This window comes from Mucilaginibacter auburnensis (assembly GCF_002797815.1).
In the GTDB taxonomy this organism is placed as follows: Bacteria; Bacteroidota; Bacteroidia; order Sphingobacteriales; family Sphingobacteriaceae; genus Mucilaginibacter; species Mucilaginibacter auburnensis.
Genome location: NZ_PGFJ01000001.1, coordinates 1686568 through 1701256 on the forward strand (window position 1 = coordinate 1686568; position 14689 = coordinate 1701256).

A 14689-nucleotide genomic window follows, 5' to 3' on the forward strand; every position below is an offset into this window, starting at 1 on the left:
TATTAACGATTAAAATTTTTGGTCAGCTTAAGCAACCTTGTAGACACCGTTTTGTTTAACTCATCCCCGTTTAACTGCCAGCCCCAGTTGCCGCTTGCTGACGAAGGTACATTCATACGGCTTGCGCCATCCAGTTCCAAAACATCCTGAACCGGTAAAATTGCCACTTTAGCCACCGAAGCAAAGCACTGGCGGATCAATACATCGCATATGTTTTTCTCGGTAATTTTTTGACCGGTGTATTCCCGTATGGCAGTTTTAGCAACAGCGTCAGCATCCTGCATAAACCATCCTTTTAAGGTATTATTGTCGTGCGTTCCGGTGTAAGCGAAACTATTTTGGGTGAAATTATGCGGGATATGGTCTGATACCGGTGTTTCGCCACCGAAGGCAAACTGAAGCACACGCATTCCAGGCAGTCCAAATTCATCACGAAGTTGATAAACCGGCTCATCAATTTCGCCCAGATCCTCAGCCACAAAGGGCAGATCGCCCAGTTCATTTTTTATCACCTTAAAAAAATCAACGCCGGGGCCTGGTTGCCACTTTCCGGTTATGGCTGTTGTTTCACCACCGGGAACCTCCCAATAATCAGAGAAAGCCCTGAAATGGTCCAACCGTATCAGGTCAAAATACTCCAGATTTTTGCGGATGCGTTGCAGCCACCACTTATATTTTTGCTCTTTTAAAATGTCCCAATGGTAAACAGGCATACCCCATAACTGCCCTTCAGCAGAAAAGTAATCGGGAGGAACGCCAGCCACGCCCTGAATTCTGCCCTCTTTATCCAGTTTAAAAAGTTCGGGATTTGACCATACATCAACTGAGTCATAACTGATGTAAAACGGCATATCACCAAATAAAACTACACCTTTTTTATCAGCGTAATTTTTAAGTGACTGCCATTGTTGACTGAACAGGTATTGCAACCATTTCTCCTTTTCAATAGCAGTTGCATTTTGTTTTTTAGTCTTTTCAAGCGCTGAAACTTCCCTGTTACGGATTGGTTTAGGCCACTCGTACCAGGGTTTATCTTTATTGTTTTGCTTTGATACTTGGTACAATGCAAAATCATCCAGCCACCAGTCTTCTTTTAATTTAAATGCTTCAAAGTCTTTTTTTTTAGATGGGGCCGCTTCAATAAATTTTCGCCAGGCCTTGTCAAATAGTGCAGTTTTGATTTCCATAGCGCTGTATAGATCAGCGCGTGATGTAGAAGGCAGGTTGATCCCTTCAATATCACTTTTACCCAACCAGCCGTCTGTAACCATTAGTTCCGGACTTATTAATAATGTATTACCTGCAATGCTTGAAGTGGCACTGTATGGTGAGTAACCAGCTCCTTTATCAACCGGATTAACAGGCAGCATTTGCCAGTACTGCTGACCACTATTGTACAGAAAATCTATAAACTGATGAGCCTGCGGCCCTATATCGCCTACACCAAAAGCGGATGGGAGAGAAGTAACATGCAGTAATAAGCCTGCGCCCCGGTCAGTTGGTTTTTCTAACTTGAGCAGTGCTACAGGTAAGGCGCATAAAAGCTTTGAAACGCTTAAATTCTCTGATGTGTAGCCGTGATCTCCTGTTAATATGTTGGTCCACGTACCGGGAGCAGCGTTAGGCAGTGTTACAGCGGTATCGCGCCAGTCTATTGCGCAAGGATCGGTACCGTCTGCGCCAATTGCAGCAAGGTGCAAAGGCACAATAGTAACATACCAGCTTTTACCCAATTGCCGGGCAAAGGCCAAAATATTGTCTTTATACCTCCCTGTAGTAGCTAAAGGCAGGTAGTTGCCATCTGTAAATACTTTTGAGCCCTCATTGCGGATATTAAGTAGCTGCCTGGTTAAAGTGATTTTTATTTCACCATTATATCGGTTTTGCCATAACTGTTTCCAGTTATTACCGGTATCATCAATTTTTGCCAAATATTGATCACGAAGCTGATAATCAACCTGTCGGCGGTTATCGGGGTCAACCATGCTCAAATCCCATAATTCACAACCTTGATAAATATCAGGTATGCCAGGGCAGGTAAACTTTAACAAAACCTGCGCAAGGGAGTTGATAATGCCATAATCAGCAACACGCTGATGGAAGTTTTTAAAGCTCTTTGTGAAGCTGCTTTTTTTATTAAGAAGTTTTGCAATGAAACTTTTAACAGCATCCTCATACGCCTCATTCGGTGTAGCCCAATCTGAGTTCTGCTTGCCTTCCCGAAGCGCTTTGATCAGATAGTCCTGCAAACGTTGCGCGAAGTTATCATCACCACTTTGCGGCATGGGGTGCGCACCTAATATGGTTTGATAGATAAAGTATTCATCATTGCCATCGGGCGCGTTATTGGTTTTTAGCTTAGCTGATTCTTTTCGCCACTGCTTAACCAGTTTTAGCCACTCCTCAGGCATATCGGTCAATGCGTTCAATCGCGCTCTTACGTCTTCTCCACGTTTGGTGTCGTGTGTTGAAGTACCGTTTAATGATAATGACCAATAATGCTGCCTTTCCAGCATCAGTTGATGAAACTCTTCGCTTGACAGTCCGAAAGCTGCTGGTGAATCGCCCACTTCGTTATGACCGATAAACCGGTTGTAATTGTACATCAACGTATCTTCAACGCCCTTAGCCATTATAGGGCCGGTAAATTGCATACAGCGTTGGTAAAAGCGCAACGCGCGACCATTATAATCAGCATCACCTTTGTTGGTACGGTCAAGCATGGCAGTTCGTAATAAGTTGAAGGCGCCGCCTAATTCCGGATGAGCTTGAGCTGCTGATGTTATCAGGTCAGAAATAGCCGAAGATTCATCATCGCTCAAAGGCATGGCATTTCCATAATAACGATACACGGGGCAATGGATAAGTAGTTGCGCAATGGCTTCTTTCAACTGTTCATCGCTAACTTTTGGATCGATTGGTAGTTCTAAACTTTTATAAAGCTGAAACAAGTTTTCCAGTTCGCCGGCCATGTGCTGTTGTAATATAAAAGCCTTCTTTTCCAGCGTGCTCTGTTCTATGTCTGTTTTAGTGCCTGTCAGTTTTTGGTAATAGTCGGTAAATGCCTGCTCGTTTTGTGCATTAGTAAAAACGTTATTTACAATGGCTAAGAAATCATAACCTGTATTGCCCTGTACCGGCCAAATTTTTGGAAAAGGCTCACCGGCTTCCAATATTTTCTCAACGGTGATGTAAGTTTCGGCGCCGGCCAATTCTCTTAATTGTTGCAGATAACCCTCAGGGTCATACAATCCATCAATATGGTCAACCCGTAAGCCCTGGAATACTCCCTCATTTAATAATTGCTTTATCAATTGATGGTAGTGATCAAAAACTTCTTGGTTTTGTATGTTTAAACAAATCAGCCCATTGACCGTAAAAAACCTGCGGAAATTGATCTGCTTATCGGTTTCCTGCCAGTGGCAAAGCTGGTAAGCTTGTTTGTCTGACAGTTTTTTAAGTTGCTCAGGATTGTTGTTGATTGCTTCGATTTCTGCGGAAGTGGTTTTTTCTGCCTCATCCACCTGTACCGGATATTGTTGGCCGTAATAATCAAACCAAAAGCGACCGTCTTTTTTAATCAGCTGGATCTGTTTCTGTTTAATAGCCTCTTCAAACGGAATACCCAAAAAAGGCACCATAATGCGTCCACTATAGACATCGCTGTCCCAGCCAATGTCAAAGTAGGAAGCATATTTAGAGTCTTTGCCATTTTCCAGCACGTCCATCAGCCACTTGTTGTTGGGATGATAGGCCATGTGGTTAGGCACAATGTCCTGCAGCCAACTGATGCCTGATTGCTTTAACTGTGTGCTGATTTCGCGTAACTCGTCAAGCGTGCCAATTTCAGGGTTGATGTTCAATGGATCAGTCACATCGTATCCGTGCGTGCTGCCGGGCGTGGCCTCGAATATGGGTGAGGCATATAAAGTTTTAATGCCCAGTCCTTGTAAGTAAGGAACAATTTCATTTAGCTGTTTGAAGGTAAAATCCTTGTGAAATTGTATGCGGTAGGTAGAAACAGGATCAAACATATTATTGCGCATAAATGGTTGCCGATTGTGGCTGTAAGGTTATACTGTTGCTGTTAACTACTTGCGGGGCATCTGCCGGGCCACCCCATTGTGTTGATGCCGAATCAAATATCTTAGTCCAGTTGCCGCTAACGTCAACGCTTTGTCGCTGTTCTGAAAAATTTAGCAGGCAAACTACTTCCTGCTCAGCGGTCCAGCGTTTTACTATCAAAACATGCTGTTCAGCTTTTAGCGTGGTTTGAAGTGTGTCGCGCGTTGTGGTTTTCAATACCGCATGCGTCTTACGAAGATGGATCAATGCTTTGTAATAACTGAACAGCACTTGATGGTGTTGCTCTTTTAACAACTCCCATTGCAATTTTGAACGCTCGAAAGTGTCGATAGCTTGTGGGTCGGGTGCTTCCCCCTCGCTTTGGAAGTTTTTGAATTCTTCTCTGCGTCCTTTTCTAACGGCTTCAACCAATTCAGGGTCGGTGTGGCTTACAAAGTATTGAAACGGATTTGGCTCACCGTATTCTTCACCCATAAACAACAGCGGCAAATACGGACTAACCATTACCGCAGCCACCAAAAGTTTTTGCATTTCAAAACTCAGCAGCGTACTGGTACGTTCGCCTAACATGCGGTTGCCTATGTGATCATGATTTTGAGAGAATACAACAAACTGTTTTCCATCAAGCCCTGTTGCCTTTACACCAAAGGTTTTATGTCTTTCTTCAGAATATTGCCCATCGTAAACATAAGCGTCTGCATAAGCCTTAGCCATATCTTCAAGTCCATTGAAGTCGGCATAATAGCCATCGCGTTTTTGGCCGGCTGCAACACGCAACGCATGGTGAAATTCGTCCGTCCATTGCGCGTCCATACCAAAGCCACCCTCGGCAGTTGTTTTGATATAGCGGGTATCATTTAAGTCGCACTCAATAATGAGGTAATGCTCGCGGCCTGTTACCTGTTTTAGCTGCTCCACATACTCTTTCATTTCCTGCAGAATATGCTTCGGACTAAAGTCTTTGATAGCATGTACCGCATCCATCCTCAGTGCATCAATATGAAAATCCCTGAACCACATCAATACGTTCTCGATAAAGTATTTGCGCACGCCATCGCACCAGGCATCATCAAAATTGATTGCGCCTCCCCATGGTGTATTGTATTTTTCAGTAAAGTATGGCCCGTATTGCCCAAGATAATTACCTTCGGGTCCCATGTGGTTGTAAACTACATCCAGTATTACTGCCAAGCCTTTAGCATGGCAGGCATCAACCAACTTTTGCAGGCCATCGGGGCCGCCATAACTGTTTTGTACCGCAAATGGAAACACACCGTCGTAACCCCAGTTGCGCTCTCCGGCAAACTGAGCCACCGGCATTATTTCAATGGCGATTACACCCAGTTCAACCAAGTAGTCCAATTTTTCCTCAATGGCAGTGAAATTACCTTCGGGAGTAAATGTGCCCGTGTGTAGCTCATATATTATGTAGTTGCCCAGGTCTGGGTTACGCCAGCTTTGGTCCGTCCACTTAAAATTATGTAAAGGCGTTGCTGCCGACTGCCCATGCACGCTGTCCGGTTGAAATAATGATGCAGGGTCAGGCAGGGGGGCTTTGCCATCAATAGCAAAGCCGTACCGCATTCCGGGTTTAAGTTTGGCGGTGGTTAGCTCCCAATAACCCCTGTCGGCCTTATTCAAGGCAAATGTTTTATTATCAAAGCTCACCTCAACTTCTTTAGCAAAAGGTGCCCACAGCTCAATTCTAGCTAAATGATCCTTGTTGAAGTTAACGCCAATGGTGCGCTTATAAACGTTTATTTCCATTTTGTATTAACTCGTGTTGTAATAAAATTACCGACCGGCCCTCTACCTGTATTACTTCTCCGGCCTGGTAAACTTTATCTGTCGGTTTGAATGTGGGCTTGCTGGTGTCTATCAATACGTTCCAGTCTGCTGAGTATTTTGACTCAGGTAGCTTGTAATCTAATGTGTCATGGTATGCGTTGAAGATGATGTAGAAATTATCATCAATTACCTTATTGCCTTCGGAATTAACTGCGTGTAAACCCTGCCCATTTAAAAACACGGCTACAGATTTGGCGTAACCTTCCTGCCAGTGCTCATCGTCCATGTTATTGCCGTCGGGTAAAAACCATGCTATATCCTCAATGCCGTCTGCTTTTACCGGTTCGCCTTTAAACCAACTCTTTCTGGAGAAAGCGGCATGTTCGCGGCGTAGATGAATGAGCTGACGAGTAAACTCCTGCAGCTCCGTATCTTGATTTTCCCAATCCAACCATGAGATCTCATTGTCCTGGCAATAAGCGTTGTTGTTACCTTGTTGTGTGCGGCCCATCTCATCTCCGGCCACCAGCATTGGTACCCCTTGCGATAAGAATAGTGTAGTTAGAAAATTACGTTTCTGCCTCGACCGTAGCTCGTTAATTGCGGCATCATCAGTAGGGCCTTCGGCGCCGCAGTTCCAAGATCGGTTGTGGCTTTCACCATCATTGTTGTCTTCACCGTTAGCTTCGTTGTGCTTTTCGTTGTACGATACCAAGTCGTGCAGTGTGAAGCCATCATGCGCAGTAATGAAGTTTATGCTGGCAGTAGGGCGGCGGTAGTCCTCATACAAATCGGCGCTACCGGTTATACGGCCGGCAAAGTCACTTAGCATATTTTCGGTTCCGTTCCAGTAGTCGCGTATATCATCGCGGTATTTGCCGTTCCACTCGGCCCATCCCGGTGGAAACTTACCCACCTGATAGCCACCCTCGCCGATATCCCATGGCTCGGCTATCAGCTTAACCTGAGAAATAACCGGGTCCTGGTGAATAATATCAAAAAAGGCGCTGAGGCGGTTAACCTCATGCAGTTCGCGCGCCAACGTAGCGGCCAGGTCAAATCTGAAACCATCCACATGCATTTCGGTGATCCAGTAGCGCAGGCTGTCCATCATCAAACGTAATACGCTTGGCAGGTTGGCGTTAAGGGTATTACCGGTGCCTGTGTAGTCATTATAGTATCTTTGGTTATCTTCAACCATGCGGTAGTATGACAGGTTATCAATCCCTCTGAAAGATAGGGTAGGTCCCATGCGGTTGCCCTCTCCGGTATGGTTATAAACCACATCCAGTATCACCTCCATGCCTGCTTTGTGCAGTTCCTTCACCATATTTTTGAATTCCTTCACCTGGTCATTTATCCTGTCGCCGGCGGCATAGCTGGGCTCGGGTGCAAAGAAGTTAACAGTGTTGTATCCCCAGTAGTTGGACCTGCCACCGTCACGCAAATACCTATCGCTTAAAAAGTAGTGAACAGGCATCAATTCAACCGCGGTAATGCCCAGTTTTTTAAGATATTCTATACTTGCCGGATGCGCCAGGCCCGCATATGTACCGCGCAGATTTTCGGGAATATCCGGATGGCGTTTGGTGAAGCCTTTTACATGCGTTTCGTAAATTATGGTGTTGTAGTAGGCTACTCGTGGTGGTCTGTCATCTCCCCAATCAAAATGCGGATCTATAACTACCGATTTTGGTACATACGGCGCGCTGTCTGAAGTGCTAAAGGTCAGATCGCCATCTGGATGGCCTATCTCATAACCAAACAGGGCATCGTTCCACTCAACCTGACCTGATAGCGCTTTTGCATAAGGATCAACCAGTAGCTTGTTCGGGTTAAAGCGGTGACCGTTCTCAGGCTCATAGGGGCCATGTACGCGGTATCCGTATAACTGACCAGGTTTTATGCCGGGCAGGTACACGTGCCATATCAGGTTGTCGTGTTCGGTTACAGGTATTTTAAGGTATTCAAGCTCATCTTCAATATGTTGAAATAGGCATAGTTCAACAAGCGTGGCATGTTCAGAATAGAGAGCAAAGTTTACGCCTTTGCCGTCCCAGGTTGCACCAAGCGGAAATGGGCCGCCGGGGTATACAGGTTGTTTCATAGTTGTTTTTGCAGATGTAGGCCAGGTTTGTTCCGGGCACCCTCATAACATACAACCTGTGGTGATAGTTTAGCCGCTTTCGGTTTTTATTTTATTTAACGTATAAACAACATAGCACTGCGGTGTTACACAGATATCGAGATAACAATTGTAACGCCTGTAATAGGTTTATGTGTTAATGTATTAAAAATGAATTGGTTAATTTTTCGACGTGTAACACGACGCAACAACTTTTAAGTAAGTTTTTTTAGCTTTAAATGGGCCATAAAATTATGATTATCAAATTTTTGAAAAAGTGCCAGTTTTGCTACCTTTTGTGAAACACTTTCCAATAAAAAAAGGGCGAGTGCCTAAGCAGTCCGCCCTTTGCCGACAGGGGTCAGTCAGCCTAAAACACTTATCAATTCCAGCCACCCCCCAGGGCATGGTAAATGCCGATGACTGCGTTCATTTGTTTCATTTTGGTTTCAATCAGATCAAATTTTGATTCGAGTGCATCACGTTGAGTTAACAACACCTCCATATAATCTGCCCTTGCCGAGCGGAACAGGTTGTTAGAGATATTGATCGACTCGGTAAGCTTTTGCACTTCCTTCGATTTGGTATCATAAGCCTTGCCCAGGTTATCAATGTTTGAAAGCTGATTAACCACCTCTATATAAGCATTCAGAACCGTACGCTCATAGGTATAAACGGCCTGTATCTGCTTAGCATTAGCTGTGGCATAGTTGGCTTTTATTGCATTTCTGTTAACCACCGGAGCCATCAGATCGCCCGCCAAAGAGTACAATATTGACGAAGGATTGAACAAGAACTTTGGATTAAATGCGTTATAACCTACCGCAGCGTTTATATCTAACCTTGGATAGAAGTTGGCCTTAGCAACTGTGATATCCAGCTTAGATGCAGCAAGATCTAACTCGGCCTGGCGCACATCCGGACGGTTAATGAGTAATTGTGATGGTATACCCGCCATAATACTTTGCGGTACAATGGTATTGAAAGTTTGGTCGTCACGCTGTATAGGTTGAGGATATCGCGCCAGCAAGAAGTTAATGCGGTTCTCTGTCTCGCGTATGCGTTGTTTTATGCCGTATTGCAAACTTTGCGTATTCAGCACCTCTGCCTCAAACTTACGTACTGCCAGCATGGTTACCCTGGTTGCTTCCATTTGCAGCTTAACCACTTTAAGCGCATTGGTTTGCAGCTCAATGTTCTGGTTAACTATCAGCAGTTGGTTATCTAAAGCAAGCAACTCATAATAAGAGTTAGCCACTTCAGCCACCAGGTTAGTAATAACAAAATTACGTCCTTCAATAGATGACAGGTATCTGTTTAACGCCGCCTTTTTAGCAGTATGCAGCTTTTTCCAAATGTCCACTTCCCAATTGGCCTGTATAGCTAACAGGTAGTCGGGTAGGGGTTCAGGGCGCTCTTCTCCTGGTCTTATCTCGGTATTAGCTTCTAAAGCGCCCATATTAGTGTAGCGGCCGGGCTTGTCAAAACCTGCACCGGCGCGCACACCAACAAATGGCAAATATTCACCCTTGCGGGCTCTTACCTCATTGCGGGCAATCTCTATCTCCTGTAGCGTTATATTTAATTCCTGATTGTTTTTAATGGCGGTATCAATCAGGTCTTTAAGGTAAGGGTCGGTAAAGTATTGCCGCCAATTCATCTTACCTGTGTTGGTGGTGTCCTGCGATGCTGTAAGATAGCCCGCAGGTACCGCCTTGTTTTCTGTTTTGCTTACCAGCGTCGGCACTTTACATGCCGTAAACGCTGATAGCAAAAACGCGACCGCTATATATTCTTTTTTGATATTATACATTGTGATCTATTTCTTCGGTTAATGGAACTTCGTCTTCGTCATTGATCATCTTCTTGCCATCGGCCAGTTTAGCGAAAATGTAAAACAGGCCCGGAATGATTATTACCCCGAACACGGTACCCAAAAGCATACCCCCGGCTGATGAAGAACCAATGGTACGGTTACCTATAGCACCCGGACCGGTTGAGAACAACAGCGGTATCAAACCGGCAATAAATGCGAACGACGTCATGAGGATTGGGCGGAAACGGGTTTTGGCGCCCTCAATAGCCGCGTCAACAAGCGTTGCGCCATGCTGACGACGCTGTACGGCAAACTCTACAATCAGTACCGCGTTTTTACCTAACAGGCCCACCAACATTACTAAACCCACCTGCGCGTAGATGTCGTTAGAAAGTCCCATCATTTTAATGAGGATAAACGCACCAAAAATACCTACAGGCAGAGATAGTACTACCGCGAATGGTAACAGGAAGCTTTCGTACTGTGCGGCAAGTACCAGGTAAACAAACACCAATACAATCAGGAAGATGTACAGCGCTTCGTTACCACGGGTGGCCTCATCTTTTGATAAGCCTATCCAGTCAATACCGTAACCACGCGGAAGTGTTTTTTCTGCAACTTCCTGTATGGCTGCTATGGCCTCACCGCTACTATAACCCGCTGCAGGCGCACCGTTTATAGCTGATGAAGGGTACATGTTAAAGCGGGTTATCTCGTTAAGTCCCTGCGTTTTCTTTATCTTCATAAAGGATGAGTAGGGCACCATCTCATCACGGTTGTTTTTTACATACAGCTTCAATACATCATCAGGCAGCTGTCTGTACTCCGGTGATGCCTGTACGTAAACTTTAAAGAAGGTACCAAAACGAATAAAGCCTAATTCATAGGTACTACCTATTAAAATAGAGAGGTTATCCATTGCTTTTTCAATTGATACACCCTTCTGCATGGCTGCCTTATTGTCAACAATTAACTCATATTGAGGATAGTTGGACGCAAAGAAGGTAAACAAACCGGTAAGCTCTTTACGCTTGCGCAGGGCAGCCATAAAGTCGTCATTCACCTTGCCTAACTCTTTATAGTTACCGGTGTTGGTTTTATCTAACAAACGTAAGGAGAAACCGCCTGCTGCACCGTAACCCGGTACTGCCGGTGGTTGGAAAAACTCAATAGTAGCTCCCGGAATTTCTTTAGCTTTTTCTTCCAGTTCTTCAATGATCTGAACAGCGGTTAGTTTCCTGTCATTCCATGCTTTCAGGTTGATCAAACACGTACCGGCGTTTGAACCACGCCCTTCCGTCAAAATTTCATAACCTGCCAGTGCAGATACAGATTGTATACCTTCCACATGTTCGGCTATTTCCTGAAGCTGGCGTGCAATATCATTGGTACGCTCAAGTGTTGAACCCGGAGGCGTTTGAATAATGGCATAGATCTGTCCCTGATCCTCACTTGGGATAAAGCCTGTTGGTAAGGTTTGCGATGTTAACCATATACCCGCGCAAAATGCTATTAAAATACCCCAGGTAACCATTTTACGGTCAACTATTTTAACCAGAAACTTGGTATAGGTACCGGTAACGCGTTCAAACCAGTTGTTAAATCCGTCTATTAATCTGTTTATCGGGTTTTTGCTTTTTGGCTGGCCATGGGTGTTTTTTAATATCATGGCGCAAAGCACCGGTGTAAGCGTTAAAGCCACAAAGCCCGATATTACAATGGACGTTGCCATGGTAATAGAGAACTGCCTGTAAAAGATACCTACCGGACCCGACATGAACGCCACCGGCACGAACACTGCCGTCATTAACAACGTAATGGCTATAATAGCTCCGGCTATCTCGTGCAGTACCTCTTTAGTAGCCAAATACGGACTCAAATGCTTCTCGGCCATTTTGGTGTGTACCGCCTCGACAACTACGATGGCATTATCTACCACAATACCAATAGCCAGCACCAATGCAAACAGCGTTATCAGGTTAATGGTAAGCCCGAAAAGCTGCATGAAAATGAAAGTACCTATCAATGAAACCGGTACCGCAAGGGTTGGGATCAGCGTGGAGCGCCAGTCGCCAAGGAAGATAAATACCACAATAGCCACCAGTATAAAGGCTTCGGCAAGCGTGTGGATTACCTTCTCAATAGATGCATCAAGGAAGTTGGATACGTCATAACTGATCTGGTATTTCATCCCGGCAGGGAAAGATTCTTTTTGAATTTCATCCAGTTTTGCCTTTACCTCTTTAATTACATCGCTGGCATTACTGCCGTAGGTTTGTTTAAGGGTGATAGCCGCAGACGGGTGACCGTCAAGGTTGGAGTAGATGTCATAAAACTCGCTGCCAAACTCCACGTCAGCAACATCTTTCAGGTGGAGGATCTCTCCATCAGGCTTGGCCCTGATAATAACATTCTGATATTGTTCGGGCTTATTGTAACGGCCTTCGTAAGTTAATACATACTCCAGCGATTGTGATTTTTTACCTGTACTTTGCCCCAGCCTTCCCGGCGAACCGATGATGCTTTGCTGGGCCAGCGCTTCCATTACCTCGTCTGTTGATACGTTATAGGCGCGCATCCTGTCGGGTTTAAGCCAAATACGCATAGCGTACTGACGGCTACCCAATATCTTAGCGCTACCTACACCTTTCAACCTGCTTAGTTCCGGTATAATGTTAACGTTGGCAAAGTTGTAAAGGAAGTTCTCATTAGCATTTTTGTCCTCGCTGTAAAGGTTAACATACATAAGCATGTTAGGCGAGGTATAGCTGATAACCAAACCCTCGCGCTGTACAAGCGGCGGGAGCCTGCTGGTTACCTGTTCAATACGGTTTTTTACGTTTACAACCGCGGCGTTGGGGTCAACACCTAAGTCAAAAACTACTTGTATGGTGGCCTCACCGGCGCTGGTAGCGTCAGAGGTCATATATTTCATTCCGGGGGCACCGTTGATGGCTTTTTCCATCGGTATTAAAACCGACTCAACCAGTACATTGGCGCTTGCACCCGGATACGCAACGTTCACCACAACCATAGGCGGCGCTATGGAAGGGAACTGCGAAACGGGCAGTGATGTGATGGCCAGTATTCCCATCAGGACGATCGATATCGATAAGACGATAGCGAACACCGGCCTTTTCATAAATATGTTAAACATGTTTAAATCTTTTGGTGAGTGAGACTATTCAGTCGGTAATTTCAGCTTGTGTATCACACTTTCGGGCTTTTCAAAATCATAGCTGATCTTGTCGCCTTCTTTAACCTTTTTCAGGCCTTCAAGCAAAATTTTATCGCTTGGTTTAAGGCCTTCGGTAACTGCATACAGATCTTCCATTTCGGCACCAACCGTTATCTGGCGAGATCTTACTTTGTTGTCTTTATCAACAACATACACGTAGCGTTTGTCCAACACTTCAAAAGTTGCTTTCTGCGGGATAATGATGGCATTTTTAAGCGGCACCACCATGCGTATATTACCCGTTTCGCCATGGCGAAGTAGGCCTTTAGGGTTAGGGAAGGTAGCCCTGAACGGGATGTTACCGGTTTCATTATCAAAATCGGCCTCAACCGTTTCAACCACGCCGGGATGATCAAACACCTGCTGGTTGGCCATTAACAGGCTAACTGTTGGTTTACCTGTTTCGGCTTTAGCTTTATAATCTAAGTATTCAGCCTCGGGTACGTTAAAATATACCCACATCTGGCTGTTGTCGGCAAGGGTTGAAAGCAGATCGCCTTCGTCAAGTAAGCTACCCGGACGAGCGGCAAACTTGTCAATAATGCCGTCAAACGGCGCGTTTATTTTGGTGAACTGTAAATGCACATTGTTCAAAGCCAGGTCTGCTTTGGCGCGTGCAAGTTTAGCTTTGGCCATGGCCAGTTCATTAGGGGCTACAACGTTGCTGTCGGCCAGGCGTTTGGTGTTTTGATATTCAATGTTGGCAAAGTTTACCTCGGCAGCAGCTTTTTGGGCTTCAGCCTGGTAAATGTTAGGCATTATCTGGAATAGGGGTTGGCCTTTGTGTACAAACTGACCTTCGTCAACATAAACGTTTTGTAAGTAGCCACGTTCCTGCGCACGTAATTCAATGTGACGGATGGAACGAACCTGACCAACATATTCTTTAACTATGGTTGTGTCCATTTCAATAGGACTGGTAACCAGTAGTTTAACGTTTTCTTCTTTTTGTTCTTCTTTTTGTTTGCAGCTTGTATAGCTTAAAAGGGCACAAATACCCATTGGGATAAGATATCTCTTCATAGCGGTTTACGTTGAAACCAATATTTTGATTTGTAAAAATTAAATAAGTAGGAGGCATGGTTAGATCAAACCAAAGCCATACAACCATAGCGGTTGTAAGTATTTAACCGGGCGTAGCCCGTTACAATCAAACTCTTATGCTACGAAGTTGGATATAGCGGGGAAGGGAATTTAAAGAAAGATAAGCGGGCTGGTATTGAACCTTAAGCTTGCTTTGTGTTTGAAAAATAGCGGTAATGCCATAAACAATGGCACAGGCCAATACAGCCAAAGCCGTGTTGCGTTTTACACGCGAGGTTGTGGTATCCTCTTCATCCTCCACGATCTGAAAAACGCGCGAATCTCTTACAGGCTGAACAGGGGTAAATTTTAAATCGTTTTGATAATGTAAGGCTTCATCAAGTGTGATAAAGTTTACGGAACTATAGGTATGAAAAGACGAAGCGGAGCGGCTGGTTCCTGTGGCGAACAGAATCCCTATAAATAAGAAGAATTTAAAAAGCCACTTCATTTGTTCTCAAATTTATATAAAAAAACCTTTTTTAAAGAAAAGTTATCAATAAAAAGAGTGTTTTTATATCAATATTTTTACGCTTTTACTGCAAAAACGTGC

General features: G+C 44.7%; 7 protein-coding genes. All 7 read right to left on the minus strand.

Translation table 11 applies throughout. The features are described from left to right. Nucleotides 1-2 precede the first annotated feature (2 nt). Nucleotides 3-4034, minus strand: coding sequence for a malto-oligosyltrehalose synthase (gene treY / locus CLV57_RS07550; protein WP_100340702.1), 4032 nt, complete (start codon nucleotides 4032-4034; stop codon nucleotides 3-5). A gap of 1 nt (nucleotide 4035) precedes the next feature. Next, entirely contained in the window at nucleotides 4036-5853 is a 1818-nt protein-coding gene (gene treZ, locus CLV57_RS07555) for a malto-oligosyltrehalose trehalohydrolase (RefSeq protein WP_100340703.1), read from the minus strand. Next, nucleotides 5834-7981 (minus strand): glycogen debranching protein GlgX, encoded by a 2148-nt coding sequence (gene glgX / locus CLV57_RS07560; RefSeq protein WP_100340704.1) that lies wholly within the window; start codon nucleotides 7979-7981, stop codon nucleotides 5834-5836. The genes treZ and glgX overlap by 20 nt, the downstream gene beginning before the upstream one ends. Nucleotides 7982-8381: 400 nt before the next feature. Then, nucleotides 8382-9812, minus strand: a complete 1431-nt coding sequence (locus CLV57_RS07565) for a TolC family protein (RefSeq protein ID WP_100340705.1) — start codon at nucleotides 9810-9812, stop codon at nucleotides 8382-8384. Then, nucleotides 9805-12972: an efflux RND transporter permease subunit gene (locus CLV57_RS07570; RefSeq protein ID WP_100340706.1), complete on the minus strand. Its 3168-nt coding sequence runs from the start codon at nucleotides 12970-12972 to the stop codon at nucleotides 9805-9807. Before CLV57_RS07570 ends, CLV57_RS07565 begins: the two co-directional genes overlap by 8 nt. Nucleotides 12973-12996: 24 nt before the next feature. Then, complete coding sequence (locus CLV57_RS07575) at nucleotides 12997-14076, minus strand: efflux RND transporter periplasmic adaptor subunit (protein WP_100340707.1); 1080 nt, start codon at nucleotides 14074-14076, stop codon at nucleotides 12997-12999. Between the two features lie 127 nt (nucleotides 14077-14203). Beyond that, nucleotides 14204-14587 (minus strand): hypothetical protein, encoded by a 384-nt coding sequence (locus tag CLV57_RS07580; protein WP_100340708.1) that lies wholly within the window; start codon nucleotides 14585-14587, stop codon nucleotides 14204-14206. Nucleotides 14588-14689 lie beyond the last annotated feature (102 nt).